Below are 21,583 nucleotides of genomic sequence, written 5' to 3'. Positions count from 1 at the left end.
GGGCAGTACTCCTCTGAGACAGGCCGGGTCAGTGCCCTCGGCGGATCCAGTCCTCGAGCTGTGGAGCCTCGGCTCCGATGCTGGTGTCCTCACCGTGTCCGGTGTGCACCACGGTCTCGCCGGGCAGCGTCAGCAGCGTCCGGCTGATCGACGAGATGATCGTCGGGAAGTCGCTGTACGACCTGCCCGTCGCGCCGGGGCCGCCCTTGAACAGGGTGTCCCCGGAGAACAGCACGCCGAGTTCCGGCACGTACAGGCACACCGCGCCCGGCGCGTGTCCCGGCGTGTGCAGCACGTGCACGGCGGAGCCGCCCACCTTCAGAAGCCGGCCGTTGGCCAGCCGCCCGCCGGGCATGGCCGTCCGGTGGGTCAGCTTCCACAGCACCTCGTCGTCGGGATGCAGCAGCACGGGTGCGCCGGTGAGCTCGGCCAGCTCGGGGGCGGCGTTGACGTGGTCGTCGTGCGCGTGCGTGCACACGATCGCGCTCACCCGGCGGTCACCCACGGCCTCGGCGATGGCGGAGGCGTCGTGGGCGGCGTCGATGACCAGGACCTCCCGGTCGTCGCCCACCAGCCACACGTTGTTGTCGACCTCCCACGTCCCGCCGTCCAGGCTGAACGTGCCCGAGGTGACCACACGCTCGACCCGCATTACTGTGCCTCCTTGGCCGGGCTCCGCCCGGCGGTGCTGTGATGGATGTCCTCGCTCCGCTGCGGATCCATCACAGCGCCACCACCGAGCGCAGCACCTCGCCGCGGTGCATCTTGGCGAAGGCGTCCTCGACGTCGTCCAGGCCGATGGTCTCGCTGACGAATGCGTCGAGGTCGAGACGTCCCTGCAGGTAGAGGGAGATCAGCATGGGGAAGTCGCGGCTGGGCAGGCAGTCGCCGTACCAGCTGGACTTCAGCGCGCCGCCGCGGCCGAACACGTCGAGCAGCGGCAGCTCCAGCGTCATCTCCGGCGTGGGCACCCCGACCAGGACCACGGTCCCCGCCAGGTCGCGGGCGTAGAAGGCCTGCTTGTACGTCTCCGGCCGGCCGACCGCGTCGATCACGACGTCCGCGCCGAACCCGCCGGTCAGCTCCCTGATCGCCTCGACCGGGTCGCCGTGCTTGGCGTCGACCGTGTGCGTCGCGCCGAGGCCGCGGGCCCACTCCAGCTTCCGGCCGTCCACGTCGACCGCGATGATCGTGGTCGCGCCGACCAGCCGCGCGCCCGCGATGGCCGCGTTGCCGACGCCGCCGCAGCCGATCACCGCCACCGAGTCGCCCCTGCTGACCCCGCCGGTGTTCACCGCGGCGCCGAGACCGGCCATCACGCCGCAGCCGAGCAGCCCCGCCGCGGCGGGGGAGGCGGCCGGGTCGACCTTGGTGCACTGGCCCGCGGCCACGAGCGTCTTGTCGGCGAACGCGCCGATGCCCAGCGCCGGGCTGAGCGGGGTGCCGTCGGCCAGGGTCATCTTCTGGGTGGCGTTGTGGGTGGCGAAGCAGTACTGCGGGCGGCCGCGCAGGCACGCCCGGCACGAGCCGCACACGGCCCGCCAGTTCAGGATCACGAAGTCGCCGGGCGCGACGTCGGTGACACCGTCGCCGACCGATTCCACCACGCCGGCCGCCTCGTGGCCGAGCAGGAACGGGAAGTCGTCGCTGATGCCGCCCTCGCGATAGTGCAGGTCCGTGTGGCAGACCCCGCAGGCCTGGACCTGGACCAGCGCCTCGCCGGGTCCCGGGTCCGGCACCAGGATGGTCTCCAGGCTGACCGGCTTGCCCTTGCCGGTCGCGACGACCCCGCGTACTTCATGAGCCATGATTCACTCCTGTCTCAGCCGACCTGAACCGGCGCCGTTTCGAGCTGCCGCCGCCACCGGGTGAACAGCCGTACCTGGTTGACCCCGAGGACCGCGACCGGGCGGTCGCCCTGCCGGTAGACCGCGAGGAAGCTGTGCTCGGCCGGGTCGCCCTCCTCCACGCTGACCGTATCCGCGTCCGCGGCGTGCCCGATGAACTGGATCTTCACATCGAACTGGTCGGACCAGATGTAGGTGGGCCGCCGCGCCTCGGCGCGGGCGGTGCCGCCGGACAGCAGCGTGGCCGCCGCGACCGAGGCCCGCTGCCGGGCTCCCGTCCAGTGCTCGATCCTGTGGTGCCTGCCCTGGACGGGGTCGAACCAGGCGGCGCAGTCGCCCACGGCCACGATGCCGGGGGCGGAGGTGCCGCCCGCCTCGTCACACAGTACGCCGTCGCCCAGGTCGAGGCCGCTGCCCCGGAGCCAGCCGATGGCGGGCACGGCGCCGATCCCGACGACCACGACGTCCGCGGGCAGGTGGGTGCCGTCCGCCAGCCGTACCCCGTCCACCCGGTCCTCGCCGGTGAGGCCGGACACGACCGTGCCGGACAGCAGCCGCACCCCGCGCCGCTCGTGCAGCGCGGCCAGCGCCTCGGCCATCGGCACGCCGACGACGCGGGCCAGCGGCGCCGGGCCGGACTCGACCAGCGTCACGTCCAGGCCGAGGTCGCGGGCGGTGGCGGCGACCTCCGCGCCGACGAAGCCGCCGCCGATCACCACCAGCCGCCGGCCCGCCTCCAGGTCGGCGCGCAGGGAGCGGGCGTCGTCCAGGGTGCGCAGCGTGTGCACGCCGGCCAGGTGGCCGGCGGCGGGAAGCCGGCGGGCGGTGGCGCCGGTGGCGATGACGATGCCGTCGGCCCGCACCGAGGTGCCGTCGCTCAGCTCGACGCGGCGCTCCCCGGGGTCCAGGGCCACGGCGGCCACGCCGAGCCGCCACTCCGCGTCCAGCTCCTCGCCCTCGCCCTCGCTCTCCAGAGCCAGGTCGGCCTCGGCCAGGTCGCCGCGCAGGAAGTCCTTCGACAGCGGCGGGCGGTCATAGGGTCGGTGGCGCTCGTCCCCGACCAGCACCAACCTGCCTCGGTAGCCCTGGGCGCGCAGCGCCCTGGCGGTCAGCAGCCCGGCGAGGGAGGCGCCGACGACGCAGATCGTGTTCACACCTGCCCCTTGACGGTGACGCCCGGCGGCAGGTTGGGTGGCGCCTCGGACTGCTTGACGTAGATGACGCCGTCGTCGACCACCACCTCGTGCGTGCGCACGGGGCGCTTGGCCGGCGGCGCGTCCACCTGGCCGGTGCGCAGGTCGAAACGCGAGGCGTGCAGCGGGCACTCGATCTCACACCCCTCCAGCCAGCCGTCGGCGAGCGAGGCGTCCTGGTGGGTACAGGTGTCATCGATGGCGAAGATCTCGCCGTCCTCGGTGTGGAAAACCGCGATCGGCGGGTCGGCCTCGACGCGAAGGGCCTCGCCTCGAGGGAGTGACGCCAGTGGGCACGCTGGGATCATCCTGTCACCCCGGTTTCGTAAAGAGAAACGTCTAGCGCTATACGCAACAGAGTGAGGGTGTGGCGGGGAGATGTCAAGGCTGATTTGTCGGACTTAGACCCCAGTGTCCGGCCGCCTCACCGCGTCCGTGGATGCCGTGCGCCGACGGGGAAGGCGAGGAATGCCAGACCCCCGGCGAGCACGGCACCAGAACAGCACCGGCGACCGCTCACCCACGACGCCCGGCACCGCCGGCGATCGCTCACCCACGACGCCCGGCACCCCCGCGGAGGCTGGCCGGCCACCACCGCCCGCCCAGGAGCACGCCGTCTGATGCGCCTCCTTGAGGCCGGCGGGGCTCCGGCGCTCAGCCCGCGTACTCGAGGCCCGTCTGGCGCTCGGCGGTGACCTCCAGGCGGACCACGCCCTCGCGCGCCGGTGTGACTCTGAAGACGATCCAGTCGCCGCCCACCTGATCCGCCGCCAGCGGTTCGACCGTGTACCCGCCCTCATGGACCACGACGCGGCGGAACTCCGCGGTCAGGCCGCGTTTCCCGACCTCGGCCAGCACGTCGTCGACGGTCCGGCCGCTCACCTCGACGCCGGCCAGCGGCTCTCCGGGACGGGTGGCCGACATCCGGTCGTTCTCGTAGGACTCTCCCGGCTTGGCCGGCCTGCCCAGCTCGAAGTACACCATGTCGGGCGTGCCCTTGATCGCCGCCGGGACGGTCACCACCATGAAGCAGCCGCTATCGGCCGGATCGCAGTCCGCCGGCTCCTTGCGGGCCCCGATGGGCACGTTCACCGGGGTGCGGCCGCCGCCCAGGCTCACGATCTCGCCGACCGCGCTGGGCGAGACGGGGATCACCCTGAGCTCGACGTTGAGGCCGAGGGAACGGAACGCCTCGGAGAACTTCCGCTGGTCCGCGTAGGGGTCCTTGATCCGGGCGACGTAGGTGTCGGCCTCCTCGTGGATCTCCACCGCGGAGTTGGCGTAGGAGGTCGCGACGCCGCCGAGCAGGCTCGGCCCGAGGACGACGCCGAGGACGACGCTGAGGACGACGCCGAGGACGAGGACGGCGGAGGCGGCGAGCCCGAGCAGCGCGCGATGCCCGAGGCGACGCCCGCGCCGACGTCGCAGGTCCGCTGTCGTCGTCACGTCCCGCCCCTGGGCGATGATGTCGGCGAACAGCGCCCGCGCGCGGGCGCCGCCGGCACGTCCGCCCGGTTCGTCCGGACTGATCCGGGCCAGGGGCCTCAGCAGCTCGTCGATCTCATCGAGGTCCCTCATAGCGATGTCCCCGTGGGAAGGACGGCGTCGGTCAGCGTGAATCGGACGTCGGCTCCTTCCAGCGCCCGGGAGAGGCGTCTGCGCGCGGTGGAGCCAGATACGGACGGCGTTCGGGCCAGCACGTTGCGGGCCACTCCGTAGACCCAGAGCCTCGCCTCCGCGCCCGGGGGCAGTTCGTCGATCTTGCGCCAGACGATGACGAAGGTCTCGGCGACGACGTCGGCCGCGTCCTGCGGTGAGTCGCAGCGGCGTCCGGCGTAGGCGGTGATCTGGTCGTAGGTCGCCCGGTAGACCGCTTCGAACCTGTGCGTGTCAGCTGACACAGGCGGTTCCCATCGTGACGTCCTCCACTTCCGGTACGGGTATGAACGCCCTCTTCATGGGTGGAGGCGCCCCGATCATTTCGCCCGGAACCGGAAAATCTTGGGCGGCCTCGCGGCTCTCCAGCCCGGAGTGGCTCTTGGAGAGCAGCGAGGCGCCCGTCACGCGGGAAGGGGCTCAGCCCGTGTAGTCGCTGGCGTGGGTCTCGCCGGACGGCCACAGGTATCTGCCGTGGTCGGCCGTCGTGAAGTTCTTGTTGTCGTCTCCCGTACGGGCCTGGATGAGGTTGCGGCGCCAGGTGGAGCCGCGCGCCGACCCGCCCCAGATGTTGCCGTACAGGAAGCCGTACAGCTGCTCGAGTTCGGCCGAGAAGACGTTGTCGGTGACGGTGATGTTCGTGGCGTTGTTCGCGACACCGATGCTGAGCGCGTATCCCCAGCCGGAGACGTAGTTGTTCGTGACCGAGATGTGGTCGTACACGCCGTTGCCCTGCAGGGCCAGGCCGTTGGTGTTGCCCAGGGAGGCCAGGGTGTTGTGGTGGACGATCATGGGGCCGCCGTTGCCTTCGCTCTGCGGGCCTATGCCGTCGTGGTGGTATTCGTCATGCGACGTATCCGCCATGTCGTGGATGTAGTTGTTCGTCCACGTCGACGGGCGGTCCGGGAAACCCGTCACCATGATCATGCCGGCGTTGCCCCAGATGTCGTTGTGGTCCATGACGGCCACGGCTTCCTTCATCGTCGTGGCGAGCTGCCAGGAATCCTCGAAGGGCGTGCCGGGCTTGGTGTGGGACGACGAGACGGTGCCGTCGTTGCCGGGCGGCATCGCGTAGGAGCTCGGCTTGAACGTCGAGTAGAGGAACTTGATGTTGTTGTCCGAGTAGATCTGGACGAGGTTGTCGTTGGGGTTGGTGCCCTCGAAAAGGCAGCCGACGAACGTGAGGTTGTCGCCGTAGATCAGCACCTTCAGGCCGAGGAAGCGCTTGTAGGAGATGACGCTGTTGTCCGGGAACTCGAGCCTCAGCGGTTTGTCGGCGCTCATGCCCGCCGCGTAGTCGGTGAGCTTGCCCGGGTACGCGCCCAGCCCCAGGCCTCCGGCGTTGGCCGGCGTGTTGGCGTAGCCGGTGTTCGAGAAGTCCGGCCAGTAGCCTGAGCCGTCGTTGGGCCGGGCGTCGATGGGGTTCACGACCTCCTCCGCACCGCGCGCACGGAATTCGCCGCCGGTGACGACGCTCGTGGAGAGGGCGGCGGCGAGGCAGACGAGGGCGACGGCGGCGGAGAAGGAACTCCGGGCGAACGCGCGGACGAGGGGTAAGCGCCGGCGATTCTCGACGTCCTGGCGATGTGATGTCTTGATTTCGTGCTCCGATCGGGTCGACTACGTGTTCCGCCCCGTGCCGTCCAGCGGCAGAGGCGATCTTTCGGCACCACGTAGTGTGCCGGGGAGCTCCGGTATTTCGGGCGATTTCTTATGACCACATGGCGCAGCCGAAAACTGTCTCCCCGTGATCACCCGCGCTCTTGCTGGGGGAAAAGGTGTGAGTCGAGGCGAAACGAGCGGAATGTTTTCGCACCATTTCTTGATGTCAGAGAACGCACCCGAAGTGGCGGGCGATGCGCACCGGTTCACCGGTATGTGCGACGAATGCCGACAACGCGTCTGGGCCTACGTGGTCAGTCGCGCGGGACGGCAGGTGACGGACGAGGCGACCGAGCCCGATGGGCGTCCTGCGGGCGCCGGCCGCGCTGCCGGAGGACGACCGGGGGTCCTCGTGCGGGGCACCTGGCATGCTGTCCGCCAGGGAAGCCGCCCGCATCATCGGCTGCTCGCCGGCGGCGTACCGCGTGCGGCCGCATCGGGCCTGTAAGCGGCTCAAGCAGGCCAGGGCCGGCGAACTGGTCAGGGGCTCGCGCCGCGGTGAGCCCGCCCAGCCGTCCCTGCCCCACGTGCGGAACTCCAGCGAGGAGCGGTCATGAATCTCACGGATGAGCTCTCGGCCGCGCGGCCTGCGCATCTCGGCGATCGGCCGATGGCCCCGCGTATGGGGGGCCACCGAGCTGTCCCGCGCTACATCGAGGCCGCCGCCGGTGGGGCGCCGGCGCAGGGCGGTCAAGCCCGGATGAGTCCTCGGCCTAGCCGGGGCACCCACGGCAGTGGCCGCGCCGACTGCGGTGACCGTGCCGATTGCGCCGATTGTGCCGACCACGGTGACCGCGGCCATGGCGAGGAACGGCACGGTGCCGACGCCACCGGGCCCGACGGCGGCCGTCCGGTCACCGTCACTCCCAGGGCCGTGCCGAGGACGCGGGTGAGAGCTGTCGGCGCGCGACATCCTGCCGATTGCCGCAGAGAAGGCTGGCCGCGTGCGAGGCGCGGCGGCGGTGCAGTTACCACTTGCCCGCTGTGGCGTCCGACGGCTGCGACCCGGCGTGCAGCGCGTTGTTGATCGCGTTGAACTCGCTGCTGCGCACCGCGATCCGCCCAACTCCGTCACGGCTGGCCCACTGCACGCGGCCCGACGCCGCCACGGACGCTCGGCCCGGCCGAGAGGCTCGCCCGCCCGCTGCGCGCGGCCCGACGCCGCTGCGGACAGCGGCTCGGCCAAGAGGCTCGCCCGCCCGCTGCCCTGCCCAAAGCCGCCACGAACACCGGCCCGGCCAAGAGGCTCGCCCGCCCGCTGGGCGTCACCAGCCCGTCCGGGTACGAGGCGTCCGCCAGCAACCGCCGCGTGTACGCCATCGGCAGGAAGGTCAGCAGCTGCTCGGCCGGCCACGGCTCGACGCCGGCCCCGGCCAGCCGCTCCCATACCTCCTCGTCACGAGGCGTTTCCGTACCCGCCTGTAACGCGGCGGTTCCGTAGCCGCGCGGTACGCGGCGACCCCACCTCATCAGCGGCGTCAACCCCCGTCGGCGCAACCCTGCTTCCGGCCCGAGGGTGCCCATGTCCAGCTCGAACCGTCCGTACGGCGGTCGCGCCGCATCGGCTGTCAGCGGACCTGCGTCGAGGCCTCGACGACGTGGCAGCCTTGGGCGTCGCCGGAAGCGGTGGACCACGGCCCTTGCTGGCCGGAGACCTTGGTCACCCACGGGCCGACGATCGTTCTCGTGTACGGGTAGTGAGCCGAGTTGCACTTCGCGGCAACCCGGTAGCTGCCGAAGCCGGACGCGCACAGTGCGCCCGCCACGTTCGTCGTCGTGTTAACGGAAGTGAAGCAATTCCATACTTCGGCATGCGCCGGGGTGGCGGTACCGGCGAGGACTATCGCGCCGGCTGCCGCGGCAGCCAGGGCCCGGAGGACGTTACCCATGGCGTCTCCTTTGCGCCTTCAGCTTGGCTTACGCGCTTCATGCTTCCGCCTGCGCATGATCCGAGGACAGGGCATCAGGAGGGCATCTACCGGCCATTTCGCGTCAACGCGAGCACCCCGGTGCCGGCTGCGAGTCGCCTGACCCGGGAGCCACGGGGACTCACGAGGTCAGGGGATGAGGGAGACTTCAGGGAAGCGGGTGTCGGAGCCCTCGAACAGGCGGGTCGGCTTGCCCCGCAGGTGCAGGTCGAAGAAGGCCCCGACGTAGGCGCGCTGGGCCGCCACCGAACGGCTGGGATCGATCGTACCCACGTAGTCCGCGAGCGGCACCTCGGGGAGCTTGGCCGCGATCTGCGGCAGCAACGGCTGCAGGTCGGTGAACGAGCCGTGGGCCGCACCCTTGAAGCGCAGCTCCCGCTTCCACCCGGTCGAGGCCCGCCAGAACGACTTCCAGCTCGGCTCGCCGGCACGCGTGTGGGTCTCGGCCGCCAGTTGCAGGAACGGCCTGGCCACACCGCGCGTGGCCACCGGGCCGACATAGGAGCCGTCGAGGTTGACGGCCGCGTCCACACGGGTGTCGTCGCGGGTCAGCTGCGCGGCGACCGACCCGCCCAGCGACTGTCCCAGCGCCCCCACCCGTGAGGCGTCGGGCGCGCCGAGCATCCCCTTGGGCAGCTCGCCGCCGATCGGGCGGCCGTGGGCCAGGGCGGTGACCTGGTCCAGGACGTACCGCATGTCCGCCAGGCGCGCCCGCGCGTGGTCGGCCAGCAGCTTGGCGATGACCTTCGGCGTCAGCTTCGCGGGCAGCGGCAGGGCGCGTACCAGGCGTCGGCCGGGAAACTCCACCTGGTCGGCCTCGTAGGTGTGGTCGACGGTGACGACCAGGTAGCCGCGCGAGGCCAGGTCCTCGACCAGGGTGGTGCCCAGCGTACGCGGCCCGCCGTCCCCCGAACTGAACAGCACCACCGGCAGCCTGCCCGCACGCGGGTCGACCGGCGCGCCCACGCGGGCGTGGGTGCGCGTGGCGGCCCAGGCGACGGCGCCCTTCGCGATGCCCAGGGGCGGAGCCGAGCGCCGATCCCAGTCGGCGGCGGCCAGCGGCGCCATGTGCGGCGCGAGCGGCCCGCCGCCCGCCGCCGGATACCACAGGCTGATCATCAGTTCTCGGTACGGCTTGGCCGCCATCAGCGGATCGGGCCGCGAGCGGTCCACCAGCCGCATGGCCACGGTCCCGACCGGATACGGGCCGCCGGGCGCGGGCAGGCTCACCCCAATCGGACTCGCGGCGTCGGCCTCGGCACCGGCGCTGGACGCGGGCATGGAGACCGCGAGCACCAGCACGGCCAGCCCAGCGACCCTGCCCGCCACCTTGCCCGCCACCGTGCCTCCGACCGTGCGCGCGACGGTGCCCGCGGCTTTCGTGACGGCGGACGTTGGGCTCTTGGAGACAGAGGACAAACCAGTGGCTTGGGCGCCCATGGCCAGATCGGGATTTTTCGTGACAACGGACATGCGAAAGCTCCTTCATCGGAAAGGGATGTCCGACAGGCTGACAAGCCGGCACGCCCGCGGGACAGCGGCGGAGGTAGCACGCGCGCCTGCGACTTTCGGATGACCGTCATCCCCGAGGACGAGCGGGAGCGAACCCGCAGGACAACTAGGGTGTAGCGCATGAACCCAGCCGACCGTCCGGCGGCCCGCCTCACCGCGCTGAGCCGATGGTCGACCTTGCCCGCCGACGCGCTGCTGGCCGCCGCGCTGTTCCTGGCCACGCTCGGACCCGGCCAGGTGCTGGCAGGTCCCCCATGGCTGCTCGCGCTGCAGACGGCGCTGGTCGCGCCGCTGGCCTGGAGACGGCGCGCTCCGATGACGGTCCTGGGCGCGATCGGCCTCGCCGCCGCCGTCCAGTGGGCGCTGGACGTGCAGCTTCCCGCCGACGCCGCCCTCCTGGTCGCCCTGTACACGGTCGCCGCGCACCGCCCGTGGCGTCACACCCTGCCGGCGGCGCTCGCGTTGCAGGCAGGGGTGCTGCTGGCCGCCGCCCGCTGGGCGCCGCCCGGCCAGTTCCCCTTCACGGTGGCCGCGCTGAGCGCGATGGCGGCCGCCGCTCTCATGGCCGGCCTGTGGATGCGGGCACGGAGGGCGTACGTGACCTCCCTGGAACGTGACCGCGAGCAGCGGGCCCGGCTGGCCGTCGCCGGGGAACGCGCACGGATGACCCGCGACATGCACGACATCGTCACCCACAACCTCTCGGTCATGGTGGCGCTGGCCGACAGCGCCGCCTACGTCCGCCACAGCGCGCCGGACCGGGCCGCGGCGGCGATGGAGCACATCGCCGCGACGGGACGCCAAGCCCTGCAGGACATGCGCCGCTCCCTGAGCACCGGCCACGCCACGTCGGACGAGGACTGGCGCGACGAGATGCTCCAGCCCGCGCCCGGGATCGCCGAGCTCGCTCCGCTGGCCGAACGGATGCGCGCGGCCGGGCTGGCGACGGGTGTCCGGGTGGCCGGTGACGCCGGGGCGGTGCCCGCCGCCGCTCAGCTGACGATCTACCGGCTGGTTCAGGAGGCGCTGACGAACACGCTGCGGCACGCGTCCGGGGCTCGCGCCGAGGTACGGGTCGACGTATCGTCGCGCCGTGCCGAGGTGGAGGTCATCGACGTTCGCGAGCCGGTCGTGCCTGGCGACGCCGGGTCCTTCGACGCCGGGCCCTTCGACTCTGCGCCCCTCGACCCCGGGCCCCTCGCTCCCGGGACTCTCGCCCCCGGGACTCTCGACTCCGGGACCTGGGTGTCGGGGCCCCGTTCCGGGCTCCGGGGCGATGGGCGCGGGATCGCGGGCATGCGGGAACGGGTGGCCGCCTACGGCGGGACCCTGGACGCCGGGCCGGTGGCGGGCGGCGGATGGCGGGTGCTGGCCGTGCTGGACCTGGGAGCGCCACGATGATCCGGCTGCTGATCGCCGACGACGAGTCGCTGCTGCGGATGGCCTTCCGCATGGTTTTCGAGGCCGAGCCGGACATGGAGGTGGCCGGGGAAGCGGACGACGGCGAGCAGGCGGCCCGGCTGGCGCGGCACCTGCGTCCGGACGTGGTGCTGATGGACGTGCGCATGCCCGGCCTGGACGGCATCGAGGCCACCCGCAGGATCGTGCGCGACAGCCCGCGCTCGCGCGTGCTCATCCTGACCACCTTCGACCTGGACGAGTACGCCTTCGCCGGGCTGAAGGCCGGAGCGGCCGGGTTCCTGCCGAAGAACACGCGGCCACCGGAACTGCTGAGCGCGATCCGCAATGTCGCGGCCGGAGAGGCGGCGCTGTCGCCGCGCGTCACCCGACGCGTGCTGGAGAGGTTCGCGCCGCAGATGACGCCGGGGCCCGCCGAGCGGGACGAACGGCTGGCGCAGCTGACCGCGCGCGAGCACGAGGTGCTGGTGAAGGTGGCGCGCGGGCTGTCCAATGCCGAGGTCGCCGCGGCGTTGCACCTGGCGGAGGCGACGGTCAAGACGCATCTGAGCCGCGTACTGGTCAAGCTCGGGCTGCGCGACCGCGCCCAGGTGGTGGTCTTCGCCTACGAAACCGGCCTCGTCCGCCCCTCCACCCCCGACTTCTGACCACCGCGCCCGAACCACCGCTCACATGGAGGCGGGCGGAGGCAGGAGGAAGGTACGTAGACGCAGCAACTCCAGGCGTCACGGCGCTCACCGCGCGGCCGGCCAACTCCGCGAACAGCCACTGCCCCAGCCGGTCCCCGCGCGGTCGGCCAACTCCTCGATGGCCGAGGGCACTGCCTCCTGCGCGCCTGCCTGGTCGCGGGCGGCGATGGTGCCGAAGAAGCCGGATAAGCCGCCCGCCGGTCGCTGACGCGCAGCACCGGGGCGAAGGTCCTGCGGCGGCTGCCATCGGTCGGTACCGGCACATGGTCGTCGCTGGTCAGTGGCAGCGCATGTCGAACCCGGGTTCGTGATATCCGTCGAAGAACTCCACGATGACGCCCTTGAACCCGCCTCGCCATGATCCGCTCGGGTTGACGTATACGGTGCCGGAGAGCGCGCGGCCTTCGACCCCCTCGATCGCGGCGAACTCGTAGTAGCGAGCGATCTCGGCGTCCGGCAACTTGGTGAGCAGGGAGATTCGGACCAGATAGTCGCAATGATTGCTGTTGTCCGACTGAATACCCACCGTGCCCTCAACGCCGCGATCACCTGGCTCCGTGTCGGGCGGGAGCGGGAACATGCTCACCCGCTCCTCCAGCCGGGCCAGCTTCTCGTCGTTCCGCCACTCGGGGACCTTGAACAGCAGGACGTAGGCGACGACGCAGGCAAGGAGCCCCAGGCACACGTAGAACGGCCACCTGCTCCGCTGCTTCGGTAACCCCTCCGGGGCCGCCTCGGTCAGCACCATGCCATCCTCCAGCGCGTTCGTAGAGTGATCACCATTGAACAACACGGTGAGGGGGTACGCCCTCATGCTCTCCGAGGCTCACTGGGAAGATGTGGAGGTCGTTCCCCTCAACGAAAGAGAATCCTCAGCATGGCCGTCATCCACCGCACCGACCTCAAGCCGACCAAGCTGGAACTGCTCACCTCCTGGCTACCCACCCGGCCGTGGTACCTGGGCGGAGCGGGCGAACCGGAATTGGCCAAGGCCGGCGGCTTCCGGCTGGACGACCCCCAGGGTGAGGTCGGGATCGAGTTCATGGTGGTCACGGACACCTCGGGCACTCAGCCGATCAGCTACCTGGTACCGCTCACCTATCGCGGTGCCCCGCTCGATGGGGCGGAGCACGCCCTCGTCGGCACCATGGAGCACGGGGTGCTGGGGCGGCGCTGGGCCTACGACGGCTGCCACGACCCGGTGCTGGTCGCCCAGTTGCAGGCTCTGGTCGAGGGCCGGGTCCAGGCCCAGGACCAGAACACCAGCGACACTCCCGACCGGGAGGTCACCCGCTCCTACCTCGGTGGCAGCCCCGCCCGCACGGACTTCTCCGTCACTGCCGTCGACGACCACGAGGGCACTGAGCTGCCCGCACCGGACGGCACGACCTTGCGTTTGCACCGGGTCCTGCGTTCCGCCCCGGACGACGCGTCTCTCCTTCCGCCGGAAGCGACTGGCCACGTCGCCGGGTCCTGGCAGCTGCCGGACGGCACCCGCGCGCGGGGGCTGTTCGTGGTCTTGCACACCGGCCCTCGTACCTGAGGAACGCCGCGATCGCGCGTGGAGGCCCACGGCTGACCGCCGACTCGCCGTACGGATCTGGCGCGGCTCCCGGGAGCGCGGTTGATGATGGTCGAGGGTATGGGGCACACGCTGCCGCCGGGGCAGCACCGAAGGAGTTGAACTGGGCCGATCATGCGGGCGCGGCCGGAATGCGGCACAGCGTCGTGGGTGGTTGCTCGGTGCAGGGGGAGTGCTGGATGAGCGGCAAGAGGATGGCTCAGCTCATGCCGACGGTCTGCCGCTCGGGCTCGATGACGGCGACGATGCGCTCCTCGTCTCGGTTGTAGGGCCTGCCGATGTACTTCATCGAGATCTGGTCGATGATCTTCCAGGCCGCGTCGCTGTCGAGCCATTCGATGACTCGGCCGCGGACGATGACGGGCTGGAACGGGTTGTCGGCGGGCGTTATGGAGAGCGCCACCCGCGGGTCGCGGCGCAGGTTGCGGGCCTTGCGCGACTGCGGACCGGTGAGGAAGACGATGTGGTCTCCGTGGGTGCCGACCCAGAGCGGGACGGTGTGGGGCGAGCCGTCCGGCAGGACGGTGGCGAGGTGGGCCAGCGAAGTGCCGTCGAGGACGCGGCGTACGTCGGGGTTGAGCATCTTCTTCTCCTTGCAGGGGTTGCGGTGGTGACGTTGTAAGGGGGTGCGAGCGCTGATCAGCGCTCGACCTCGTGGTGGAGGTGGGTGACGCCCGGTGCCGGTACGGCTTCGACCAGGCGGAGGTGTACGTGCTCGGGCAGCGCCTGGAAGAAGGGGCGGCCGCCGCCGAGCAGGATGTGCACCTGGTGGAGGATCACCTCGTCGACGAGTCCCCGGTGGTGATGAGGGTCTGCCGCTCGGTCATCTCGGGCGCGCTCATGGTGGCGATTCCTTTCTTGGGTTCCTTGAAGAGACTCCATGACCGTAACACGACAAGTTCCTTAAGGGAACTCCAATGGATAGACTGATCCCATGCAACGCACCAACTTCGGCGACATGGCCTGCTCCATCGCCCGCACCCTCGACGTCATCGGAGAGCCCTGGTCACCCCTGATCCTGCGTGACATATGGGCCGGCCTGAACCGGTTCGACCACCTCCAGGCCGACCTCGGGATCTCCCGCAAAGTGCTGACCGAACGCCTCAACCACCTCGTCGATCAAGGCGTCCTCGAACGCCGCCCCTACGACAACCGGCCACGCCACGAGTACCACCTGACCGTCAAAGGCACCGAACTGGTCGACCTGCTCATGGTCATGGCCGGCTGGGGCGACAAATGGCTCGCGGGCGAGGCCGGACCGCCGGTGCTCTACCGCCACCACGCATGCGGCGAGATCAGCCGTACCGACCTGCGCTGCGCCCACTGCGGCGAGCCGATGCACGCCGGCGACGTCGACCTGCTGCCAGGCCCAGGAGCGGCCGTCTGACCGAGGGGGCCGGAGCTCTTGACCTCAGGCCTTTGAACATCCGACGAGCGGGGGCACCGAAGGGCTGGAGAGGATTGCTTTCAGGGGAGACAATGATCGTGGTGGAAACGGCGGATGGCTTGGTCTCGCGTCCCAGTGCACGTGTCGTTCTCATCGACGACGCCGATCGGCTCCTGCTGTTCTCCAGCCGTGACCAACGCGATGGCACGCTTCGCTGGTACACCCCCGGCGGCGGTCTCCAGCCCGGGGAGAACCATCAAGCTGCGGCACTGCGTGAGCTGCGCGAGGAGACCGGGTTGGCGAATGTGGCGCTGGGGCCGGAGGTGTGGAGAGGACGCCCCTGGACCACGGAGAGGGGCGGCGTCACCTATGAGGTCCGGCAGCGCTACTACCTGGCCCGCATTCCCATCTCGGAGATCGATACCACCCGCATGGAGGACTTCGAGAGGGCGAGCATCACCGGCCACCGCTGGTGGACAGCACAAGAACTGGCTGAGACCGCCGATCTTCTGCGCCCGGCCGGGCTGCCGCACCTGTTGGCCGCCCTCCTTGCCGAAGGCCCGCCCCGCCACCCGATCCTCGTCGACGGCTGACCTCCGATATGAGCGGGATGCCGATCAAGATGCGTACGTCTTGTCGGGTCATTTGTCGTAGTCGGGGCGTACCCTGCCCACCATGAAGGACACGCACGCACCGCTCGATGGCGAGCGATGGCAGCCTGGAGACCTTGTCGTCGATGCCGAGGGAGGTTTGTTCACACGCGCGAGTGTGCAGGACCAGGACAGCGGTCGGCCATGGGGATATCCGTCCGGTGTGACACGCGGCCGCGACGGCGGCGCTCATGTGCCGGACGGCGAGGTAGGGGAAACGGTCCCCGTCCGACCGCTCGCGCTTCTGCTCCGCGACGGTCAGCCGGCACTGCCTGCCGCGCCGGCGAACGCTTCCGCGGTGCTCGGCACCCAGGCCCACCAGGCCGGCACCTTGGCAGGCGTCGGCGGTTTGTTCTTGGCCGCCACCGCTTTCGACCCTGACGGCGCCGGGGATCCGAGAGCGGCGAGGCTGCGGGCGGACCTGCTCGACACCGTCGTGGTGGTGGACAGCGAACAAGCGCTCGCGGCGATGTTCGGTGGGGCCGCCGATGGGTTGCTGGTGGAGCTGGCGGAATGGCATCGGCGAAGTGTGGAGGAAGCGCCTGATCGGCCATAGACCCTTGCGGGCCCCTGGCTCGCAGGGAGCCCGCAGAATGTCTCACGGCTGAACGCGAGGAAAGCGGGAAGGCTAGATGACTTTTTCCAAAAGTGAGAAGGAAGCCCTCCCATGGCCTCGCGATCCCCACGCTATCAGTCGGGGATCAGCTCGCGCAGCCTCGAATGGGTGCGGGTGTCGTCAGCGAAGATCACGACCCGTCGTGCTCGCGGGAAGCCGCAGGACGGTGGCGGAGAGCACCGCGATCAGCGCGAGCCCCGCCGGCGCCATGGCCGCCGCGCCGCCCCCGGCGTCGAACAGCCGGCCGACCACGAACCCGCCGGCCAACGTGACCACCCCGGCGACGAAGCTGAGCAGGCCGAAATAGACCCCGAACCGTCCGGACGGCGCACATCGCGTGACGGTCTGGAACAGCGCCGACTGCATCAGCCCCTGGGCCAGCCCGTGCAGCACCGCGGCCACCAGGAGGATGACGAGGTGACCGCCCTCGCCGGAGGGCATCGCGAGCAGTGCCAGGTAGCCGAGGCCGGCACAGACCAGGCCGCTTCTGAGCACCCAGGGACGTTCGCCTCGCCCGCCGGCCGCGCACCAGGGCTGGACCGCGGCCATGGCGACCGCCACCACGCAGAAGAACAGGGTCGTCGAGCCTGCCCCGACCTCCTTGAGCGGGACCACGGTGACGATCTGGTCGGCGAGCAGCGTCGTCGGCGCGGCGGTCATGGCGAAGCGCCGGAAGTCTCGGTCTCGGAGCACCGCCGACACGCCACCGGTGAGCCTGCGTACGTGGAGACGGCCGGCGCCGCGTTCGGCCGGCAGCAGCAGGAACAGTACGGCGCCGACCGCCCAGGCGCCCGCCGCCGCCGCGGACAGCAGCCCGAATCCGCCGGCCAGCAGGGCCAGCCCGACGGGTGGGCCGGCCACCGCCCCTAACTGGCCGGCGACGACGTAGGCCGCGAAGCCCTTCGCACGCCGTTCGGGCCGCACCCCGGCAAGCAGGGACTGGGCGGCCGGGTGGAACAGGGCCCCGCCCACCGCCAGCACCGCCGCCGCGCAGAGCAACCCGGCCGGCCCGTCGATGACTCCGAGCAGGCCGAAACCGGCCGCCCGCAGGGCGCAGGCCAGCGCTCCCGCGCGGGCCGGTCCCACCGCGTCGGTGATCGCGCCGGCCGGCAGGAACAGCATGTTCTGCAGCGCCACGCGCACCCCGAGCACCACGGCGATGGTGCCGGCGAGCAGGCCGAGGTCGTGGCGCAGGTACGTGACCAGGTGCGCCATCACCGCGAAGAATCCGATCGAGATGGCCAGCTGCACTCCGACGACGACGGCGAGCACGTGGCGGCCGTTGCCCGGCGGGCGCACCGGAGGCGCGGGGTCCCCGGCGAGCGGTCGGCTCGGATGCGGGGCGGACGTACTCGGCGCCATGGGCCGGGTCGTTCTCACGATCCCGATGCCTGCCGGAGGACGTCGGGGCACTGCGGCTCGGTCGGCCCCTCATTCTCGATCTGCACTGCAAGAGGAGAGCAGAAGCCGCCGGGTCATGTCCAATATCGATATGTGTCCAGGGGGATAACCAATTCGATATCAGTGCTGGTGGTCTGGACTGCCCCCGCCGGCCGTGCGGGTCCGCGTGGCCGGCCGGCAATCGCGCGGACCCCGTGGCCGATGGCACGCTCGTCCGGGGTGAAGGCGCCGAAGTGCGGGTAACTGGTCTCGATGGCGGCGCCGGGAGCCCGGACGCCGAGAAAGCGGCTGACGAGGTGATCGTCTGAGTTCGACATGGTCCCTCCAACAACGAACATGTCGCACCCGGCCGCTGGAAGCATTGAAGCCGGCACTCCAGTCCGCCATGGGATAACCCTCACCTAAGCGGGACAGACCTCCTGATAACCCACGTCGGCTCCCACATGCTCGCGCCACTCCGCCTGCGTGAGCCGGCGGCCCGCCCGCTCGCACACGATCCGGACGGCCGGCGCGGGGTCGACCGGAAGCTCCTGGAACGCGCCGTCGAGCCCCACCACGCGCAGGGCCGAGCCGTCGGCCGTGAAGGCGAGCGCCGGCATGAGGTCATCCAGCTCGTACGGATCGAACGCCCCGGTGGTCACGGTCCAGGCGGCGCCGAGCTGCCGGCCCGCGACCGTGTCGAACAGCGTCACCCTGGTGTCGTGGGCGACCGCCAGGATCCGCCCGTCGGGGGAGAATCTGGCCCCCACGACGTCTCCCGGCACCCTGAACACCTGACCCGTCGTATGCCAGGTGCGGGTGTCCCACAGGACCACCGCTCTGCTCCCGTACGGCGAGACGCCGAGCGGGCCCTTCGGCGCGAGGACCATCCACCCCACGGCCAGCGTCCCGGGGCCTTGACCGCGGGGGAGCACCTTGCGGGAGACCAGATCGATGACGTCGGCACCCGCGGCGTCGGCGGTGACCAGGAACCGGCCGTCGGAGCTGAAGGACAGCGGGCCGCCCGCGACCGGGCCGAACCGCATGACCCGCTCGCGCCGCGCGATGTCGACGACCACGACCTCGCCCGCGCCGGTGTAGTCGTTGGCCATGGCCGAGCTGAGGGCGAGCAGCCGGCCGTCGGGGCTGATCTGCATGTCCGCCCTGACGTCCGCCGACTGCAGAGCCAGGTAACCCAGCTTTCGCCCGGATGCCGCGTCCCAGAACGTGGGTCCCGTGGTGAGATCCTCCGAGGAGATCGTGACGACCGTGCGACCGTCGGGGCTGACCCGCATGATCGGCTCGCCCTTCCTGGCGACGCCGAGCCGCCGGGTCTCGGCGAACCCGGGCACCGACCAGCCGCGCACGGCGTCGCCCGTCCGGGCGAGCAGCAGGCTCCCCGAGGCGGTGAACCGCGGCTGCAGAGCGCCGGCGGGCACGACGCGCCGGGGGCCGGTCTGCCGGCTGATGTCGTAGGTGGTCACCTGCCCGGCGTCGTCCAGGATGCTCAGCGTACGGTTCCCCGGGCCGAACCGCGGGGCCCCGACGATCTCGGACGCGACGGTGAGCCGCAGGAGCGGGGCCGCGTCGCTCAGCCGCCACAGGGTGATGCGGCCGCCCGCCCAGTTGTCGAAGGCGATCAGGAAGCGGCCGTCGTCGCTGAAGACGGCCTCGGTGCCCGGGCCGGGGAAGCTGCGCCGCTCCCGCGTGCCGGTGGACAGGCTCCACAGCGTCGTGCCCTTCCGCCCGCCCACAGCGGCCAGCGCGCCGTCGGGGCTGATGGCCGTGACCTGCCCCGGCAGGCCACGGCCGGGGAGCCGCTTGCCCGCCGGCGTTCCCCCTCCCGGCAACGCCCGCAGCGTCGTCACGGTGTCGTGCTCGGTGATCTCGAGAGCGGCGAAGCGGTCGCCGGGGCCGACACTTGCGTGGCTCACGTAGCCGTCCTGCTTCTCCAGCGCCCGCCGCGCCACGTTCCACAGCGCGACGTACGGCCCGCCCAGGTTGGCGCGCACGACGATGTAGCCCCCTCCGGGGCTGAACTCCAGGCTCGCCGGGCGTCCGTCGTAGCTCGTCGAGCCTGCGGGCATCCAGCCGCCTTCGCCCAGCCGCCGCCCGGTCCGCAGGCTCCACAGCTCCAGCCTGCCGCCCCCCGCGAGCGCCAGCGTGTCACCGTCCGGACCCACCGCGGCGGTGACGGGCGCCTCGCCGATGCCGCCGAAGGTCCTGACCGGCCGCCCCGTCGCCACGTCGTAGACGGTCACCCGGCCGGCGCCCGCGCTGACCAGCGTCCGCCCGTCGGGGCTCAGCGCCCGCCCTTCGTTGGCCGGGGCGGGATCCGTGAAGACCGACTGCTCCTGCTGGACGAGCGAGCTCAGCACCGCCGAACGTGCCTCGGGAACCCGCGCGATGCGGTAGGCCGCCACGCTGAGCAGCATCGCCTTCACCGGGTCGGTCCCGCGCAGCGCGTCCGCCTGCAGCGCCACCCGCCGCGCCGCGGCCTGCGACCTCTCCTCGGCCAGGCGCTTGCCGGCCTCGTCGCTCCTGAGCGACTGCTGCCAGGCGAGGGTGCCGGCGGTGAGCGAGGCGACGAGCAGGACCGCCACGCCGGTGGTGACCAGGCGCCGCAGCCTGCTCTGCCGCGCCGACCCGGCCCTGCTCGCCTCGACGAACTCGCGCTCCGTGGTGTTCAGGGTCAGATGCGTGGCGCCGGTCCAGTCCAGCGCGTGGCGCAGGGCGGTGCCGCGGAGGAGGTCCTCAGGGCGGCGGCCGCCACGGGCCCAGCGGCGGGCGGCCTCGCCCAGCTCGCGGTGGCGTCCTAGCGCGTCGCGGTCGCCGGTCACCCACTCGTGCAGCCGGGGCCAGGCGTACAGCAGGGCGGCGCTGCCGATCACGACCCCGTCTCCCTGGCGGCGGACCAGCGTGGCCTCCTCGAGCGCGGCGAGCACCCGTTCGGCGGCCTCCTGCCGTACCTCGATCAGCTCGTCCAGAGTGGCGGTACGTGGCGCCTCGTCGCCGTCGCGAACGTCCACCAGCCGCAGCAGCAGATCGCGCGCGACCTCGCGCTCGGACGCCGGCAGCCCGGCGTAGAACCGCTCGGCCACCGCGCCGAGCGCCGGGTCGGCGGCCCGCCCGCCGGAAGGGCGCACCCCCGCGGCGGCCTCGGCGCCTTCGGCCAGCGTCGCGCGCTCGCCGCCGAGCAGCGTCAGCAGCAGGCGCTGCGCGGAAGGACGCGCGGCCGGGTCCTTGGACAGCGCGGCGCGAACCAGCTCGCGCAGCCCCTCGGGCAGGACATCGACGTCAGGATCGTGGTTGAGCAGCCGGTTGATGACCGCGATCGTCGTCGGGGCAGTGAACGCGTCGCGCCCCGTCGCGGCGAACAGCACCACCGAACCCCAGGCGAACACGTCGGCCGCCGGCTCGGCCCGGCCCCCGGAGAACAATTCCGGCGCCATGTACATCGGGGTCCCGGCCAGCTCGCCCGTCGAGGTCATCGACAGGCCCGCCGCCCTGGCGATGCCGAAGTCGATCACTCGTGGGCCGTCGGGCCCCATCAGGACGTTCTCCGGCTTCAGGTCGCGGTGCACCACGCCCGCCTGGTGGATGGCGGCCAGCGCGGTGGCCACGCCCACGGCCAGCCGGTGCAGCGGGTCACCCGAGAACGGCGCCCCCTCCGTCACCGCCGCGCGCAGGCTCGGGCCGGGCACGAACTCGCTGACGATGTGGGGGCGCTCGCCTCCGAGGTCGTGATCCAGGATGCGGGCGGTGCAGAACGAGGCCACCTGCCCCGCGGCGGTCACCTCCCGGGTGAAGCGGCGGCGCAGGGGAGAGTCGCCGGACAGGTACGCGTGCAGGACCTTGACCGCCACGCGGTTGGCCGCCTCGTCGTAGCCCTCGTAGACGACGCCCTGGCCGCCCGAGCCGAGCCTGCTCGCCAGCCGGTAGCGGCCCAGCCTCGACGGATCCCCCGGACGCAGCGGGTCTGCTGTCATGGTTCGTTAGATGGCCGATCACCGCCGCCGGTTCGGGCGGGGTGCTCGGCGCCGGCCACAAGATCAGCAGAGG

The 21,583-nt window shown here is 71.5% G+C and carries 23 protein-coding genes; 7 read left to right on the top strand and 16 right to left on the bottom strand.

What is annotated here, in order from left to right; genetic code table 11:
* Positions 1-28 precede the first annotated feature (28 nt).
* From AB0J87_RS23875 to AB0J87_RS23845, 7 genes are all read right to left on the bottom strand, one after another.
* Complete coding sequence (locus AB0J87_RS23875) at positions 29-652, bottom strand: MBL fold metallo-hydrolase (RefSeq protein ID WP_363968385.1); 624 nt, start codon at positions 650-652, stop codon at positions 29-31.
* Positions 653-722: 70 nt separating this feature from the next.
* On the bottom strand, positions 723-1,808 hold the full coding sequence (locus tag AB0J87_RS23870; RefSeq protein ID WP_363968383.1) for an S-(hydroxymethyl)mycothiol dehydrogenase: 1,086 nt from the start codon (positions 1,806-1,808) through the stop codon (positions 723-725).
* Positions 1,809-1,822: 14 nt separating this feature from the next.
* Positions 1,823-3,001, bottom strand: a complete 1,179-nt coding sequence (locus AB0J87_RS23865) for an FAD-dependent oxidoreductase (protein WP_363968381.1) — start codon at positions 2,999-3,001, stop codon at positions 1,823-1,825.
* Entirely contained in the window at positions 2,998-3,348 is a 351-nt protein-coding gene (locus tag AB0J87_RS23860; RefSeq protein ID WP_185074514.1) for a bifunctional 3-phenylpropionate/cinnamic acid dioxygenase ferredoxin subunit, read from the bottom strand. Before AB0J87_RS23860 ends, AB0J87_RS23865 begins: the two co-directional genes overlap by 4 nt.
* Positions 3,349-3,694: 346 nt before the next feature.
* On the bottom strand, positions 3,695-4,618 hold the full coding sequence (locus AB0J87_RS23855) for a hypothetical protein (protein ID WP_363968379.1): 924 nt from the start codon (positions 4,616-4,618) through the stop codon (positions 3,695-3,697).
* The gene (locus tag AB0J87_RS23850) at positions 4,615-4,941 is read right to left on the bottom strand and encodes a sigma factor (RefSeq protein ID WP_363968377.1); all 327 of its coding nucleotides are present in this window, start codon (positions 4,939-4,941) and stop codon (positions 4,615-4,617) included. The genes AB0J87_RS23855 and AB0J87_RS23850 overlap by 4 nt, the downstream gene beginning before the upstream one ends.
* 175 nt (positions 4,942-5,116) lie before the next feature.
* Positions 5,117-6,124 carry a hypothetical protein gene (locus AB0J87_RS23845; RefSeq protein ID WP_363968375.1) on the bottom strand — a complete coding sequence of 336 codons (1,008 nt, stop codon included), beginning with the start codon at positions 6,122-6,124 and terminating at the stop codon, positions 5,117-5,119.
* A 533-nt stretch (positions 6,125-6,657) separates the two neighbouring features.
* On the opposite strand from AB0J87_RS23845, the gene AB0J87_RS23840 reads away from it, so the two are divergent.
* Positions 6,658-6,915, top strand: a complete 258-nt coding sequence (locus AB0J87_RS23840) for a hypothetical protein (RefSeq protein WP_363968373.1) — start codon at positions 6,658-6,660, stop codon at positions 6,913-6,915.
* A 514-nt stretch (positions 6,916-7,429) separates the two neighbouring features.
* Here AB0J87_RS23840 and AB0J87_RS23835 read toward each other — a convergent pair.
* From AB0J87_RS23835 to AB0J87_RS23825, 3 genes are all read right to left on the bottom strand, one after another.
* Positions 7,430-7,828, bottom strand: a complete 399-nt coding sequence (locus AB0J87_RS23835; protein WP_363968371.1) for a hypothetical protein — start codon at positions 7,826-7,828, stop codon at positions 7,430-7,432.
* Between the two features lie 98 nt (positions 7,829-7,926).
* Positions 7,927-8,247, bottom strand: a complete 321-nt coding sequence (locus AB0J87_RS23830) for a hypothetical protein (RefSeq protein ID WP_363968369.1) — start codon at positions 8,245-8,247, stop codon at positions 7,927-7,929.
* 168 nt (positions 8,248-8,415) lie between these two features.
* Positions 8,416-9,759, bottom strand: a complete 1,344-nt coding sequence (locus AB0J87_RS23825) for a lipase (RefSeq protein WP_363968367.1) — start codon at positions 9,757-9,759, stop codon at positions 8,416-8,418.
* 159 nt (positions 9,760-9,918) lie between these two features.
* Between AB0J87_RS23825 and AB0J87_RS23820 the strand changes: the two genes are divergently transcribed.
* On the top strand, positions 9,919-11,199 hold the full coding sequence (locus AB0J87_RS23820; RefSeq protein ID WP_363968366.1) for a histidine kinase: 1,281 nt from the start codon (positions 9,919-9,921) through the stop codon (positions 11,197-11,199).
* The gene (locus tag AB0J87_RS23815) at positions 11,196-11,864 is read left to right on the top strand and encodes a response regulator transcription factor (protein ID WP_363968364.1); all 669 of its coding nucleotides are present in this window, start codon (positions 11,196-11,198) and stop codon (positions 11,862-11,864) included. Before AB0J87_RS23820 ends, AB0J87_RS23815 begins: the two co-directional genes overlap by 4 nt.
* Before the next feature lie 319 nt (positions 11,865-12,183).
* On the opposite strand, the gene AB0J87_RS23810 is transcribed toward AB0J87_RS23815, so the two are convergent.
* Positions 12,184-12,654 (bottom strand): hypothetical protein, encoded by a 471-nt coding sequence (locus AB0J87_RS23810; RefSeq protein WP_363968362.1) that lies wholly within the window; start codon positions 12,652-12,654, stop codon positions 12,184-12,186.
* A gap of 129 nt (positions 12,655-12,783) precedes the next feature.
* Here AB0J87_RS23810 and AB0J87_RS23805 point away from each other — a divergent pair, with 129 nt between their 5' ends.
* The gene (locus AB0J87_RS23805; protein ID WP_363968360.1) at positions 12,784-13,449 is read left to right on the top strand and encodes a 1,4-alpha-glucan branching protein; all 666 of its coding nucleotides are present in this window, start codon (positions 12,784-12,786) and stop codon (positions 13,447-13,449) included.
* A 238-nt stretch (positions 13,450-13,687) separates the two neighbouring features.
* Here AB0J87_RS23805 and AB0J87_RS23800 read toward each other — a convergent pair whose 3' ends face one another.
* Together AB0J87_RS23800 and AB0J87_RS23795 are read right to left on the bottom strand one after the other, a co-directional pair.
* Positions 13,688-14,071 carry a PPOX class F420-dependent oxidoreductase gene (locus AB0J87_RS23800; protein WP_363968358.1) on the bottom strand — a complete coding sequence of 128 codons (384 nt, stop codon included), beginning with the start codon at positions 14,069-14,071 and terminating at the stop codon, positions 13,688-13,690.
* A 56-nt stretch (positions 14,072-14,127) separates the two neighbouring features.
* Positions 14,128-14,253, bottom strand: coding sequence for a hypothetical protein (locus tag AB0J87_RS23795; protein ID WP_363968356.1), 126 nt, complete (start codon positions 14,251-14,253; stop codon positions 14,128-14,130).
* 169 nt (positions 14,254-14,422) lie between these two features.
* Here AB0J87_RS23795 and AB0J87_RS23790 point away from each other — a divergent pair, with 169 nt between their 5' ends.
* The 3 genes from AB0J87_RS23790 to AB0J87_RS23780 all read left to right on the top strand — a co-directional run bounded on the left by AB0J87_RS23790 (position 14,423) and on the right by AB0J87_RS23780 (position 16,081).
* Entirely contained in the window at positions 14,423-14,875 is a 453-nt protein-coding gene (locus AB0J87_RS23790) for a helix-turn-helix domain-containing protein (RefSeq protein WP_363968354.1), read from the top strand.
* A 92-nt stretch (positions 14,876-14,967) separates the two neighbouring features.
* Entirely contained in the window at positions 14,968-15,468 is a 501-nt protein-coding gene (locus AB0J87_RS23785) for an NUDIX domain-containing protein (protein WP_363968352.1), read from the top strand.
* A gap of 82 nt (positions 15,469-15,550) precedes the next feature.
* Positions 15,551-16,081: a hypothetical protein gene (locus AB0J87_RS23780; RefSeq protein ID WP_363968350.1), complete on the top strand. Its 531-nt coding sequence runs from the start codon at positions 15,551-15,553 to the stop codon at positions 16,079-16,081.
* A gap of 180 nt (positions 16,082-16,261) precedes the next feature.
* Here the strand turns inward: AB0J87_RS23780 and AB0J87_RS23775 are convergent, their stop codons facing one another.
* From AB0J87_RS23775 to AB0J87_RS23765, 3 genes are all read right to left on the bottom strand, one after another.
* Positions 16,262-17,503, bottom strand: a complete 1,242-nt coding sequence (locus AB0J87_RS23775; RefSeq protein WP_363968348.1) for an MFS transporter — start codon at positions 17,501-17,503, stop codon at positions 16,262-16,264.
* A 113-nt stretch (positions 17,504-17,616) separates the two neighbouring features.
* A complete protein-coding gene (locus AB0J87_RS23770; RefSeq protein ID WP_363968347.1) occupies positions 17,617-17,859 on the bottom strand; it encodes a hypothetical protein in 243 nt (80 codons plus the stop codon).
* Between the two features lie 84 nt (positions 17,860-17,943).
* Positions 17,944-21,510: a serine/threonine-protein kinase gene (locus tag AB0J87_RS23765; RefSeq protein ID WP_363968345.1), complete on the bottom strand. Its 3,567-nt coding sequence runs from the start codon at positions 21,508-21,510 to the stop codon at positions 17,944-17,946.
* Positions 21,511-21,583 lie beyond the last annotated feature (73 nt).

The sequence above is a fragment of the Nonomuraea sp. NPDC049625 genome (assembly GCF_040675285.1).
GTDB lineage: Bacteria > Actinomycetota > Actinomycetes > Streptosporangiales > Streptosporangiaceae > Nonomuraea > Nonomuraea angiospora_A.
Note: the sequence above shows the minus strand (reverse complement) of the source record. Positions and strands in the feature narration are given on the sequence as shown.

What these genes read in the sequence shown, in the direction of transcription:
- AB0J87_RS23825 (WP_363968367.1), bottom strand. Translation starts at nt 9,759, where the DNA reads ATGTCCGTTGTCACGAAAAATCCCGATCTGGCCATGGGCGCCCAAGCC.
- AB0J87_RS23875 (WP_363968385.1), bottom strand. Translation starts at nt 652, where the DNA reads ATGCGGGTCGAGCGTGTGGTCACCTCGGGCACGTTCAGCCTGGACGGC.
- AB0J87_RS23770 (WP_363968347.1), bottom strand. Translation starts at nt 17,859, where the DNA reads ATGTCGAACTCAGACGATCACCTCGTCAGCCGCTTTCTCGGCGTCCGG.
- AB0J87_RS23860 (WP_185074514.1), bottom strand. Translation starts at nt 3,348, where the DNA reads ATGATCCCAGCGTGCCCACTGGCGTCACTCCCTCGAGGCGAGGCCCTT.
- AB0J87_RS23765 (WP_363968345.1), bottom strand. Translation starts at nt 21,510, where the DNA reads ATGACAGCAGACCCGCTGCGTCCGGGGGATCCGTCGAGGCTGGGCCGC.
- AB0J87_RS23820 (WP_363968366.1), top strand. Translation starts at nt 9,919, where the DNA reads ATGAACCCAGCCGACCGTCCGGCGGCCCGCCTCACCGCGCTGAGCCGA.
- AB0J87_RS23840 (WP_363968373.1), top strand. Translation starts at nt 6,658, where the DNA reads ATGGGCGTCCTGCGGGCGCCGGCCGCGCTGCCGGAGGACGACCGGGGG.
- AB0J87_RS23775 (WP_363968348.1), bottom strand. Translation starts at nt 17,503, where the DNA reads ATGGCGCCGAGTACGTCCGCCCCGCATCCGAGCCGACCGCTCGCCGGG.
- AB0J87_RS23835 (WP_363968371.1), bottom strand. Translation starts at nt 7,828, where the DNA reads ATGAGGTGGGGTCGCCGCGTACCGCGCGGCTACGGAACCGCCGCGTTA.
- AB0J87_RS23800 (WP_363968358.1), bottom strand. Translation starts at nt 14,071, where the DNA reads ATGCTCAACCCCGACGTACGCCGCGTCCTCGACGGCACTTCGCTGGCC.
- AB0J87_RS23815 (WP_363968364.1), top strand. Translation starts at nt 11,196, where the DNA reads ATGATCCGGCTGCTGATCGCCGACGACGAGTCGCTGCTGCGGATGGCC.
- AB0J87_RS23870 (WP_363968383.1), bottom strand. Translation starts at nt 1,808, where the DNA reads ATGGCTCATGAAGTACGCGGGGTCGTCGCGACCGGCAAGGGCAAGCCG.
- AB0J87_RS23810 (WP_363968362.1), bottom strand. Translation starts at nt 12,654, where the DNA reads ATGGTGCTGACCGAGGCGGCCCCGGAGGGGTTACCGAAGCAGCGGAGC.
- AB0J87_RS23855 (WP_363968379.1), bottom strand. Translation starts at nt 4,618, where the DNA reads ATGAGGGACCTCGATGAGATCGACGAGCTGCTGAGGCCCCTGGCCCGG.
- AB0J87_RS23785 (WP_363968352.1), top strand. Translation starts at nt 14,968, where the DNA reads ATGATCGTGGTGGAAACGGCGGATGGCTTGGTCTCGCGTCCCAGTGCA.
- AB0J87_RS23805 (WP_363968360.1), top strand. Translation starts at nt 12,784, where the DNA reads ATGGCCGTCATCCACCGCACCGACCTCAAGCCGACCAAGCTGGAACTG.
- AB0J87_RS23780 (WP_363968350.1), top strand. Translation starts at nt 15,551, where the DNA reads ATGAAGGACACGCACGCACCGCTCGATGGCGAGCGATGGCAGCCTGGA.
- AB0J87_RS23830 (WP_363968369.1), bottom strand. Translation starts at nt 8,247, where the DNA reads ATGGGTAACGTCCTCCGGGCCCTGGCTGCCGCGGCAGCCGGCGCGATA.
- AB0J87_RS23790 (WP_363968354.1), top strand. Translation starts at nt 14,423, where the DNA reads ATGCAACGCACCAACTTCGGCGACATGGCCTGCTCCATCGCCCGCACC.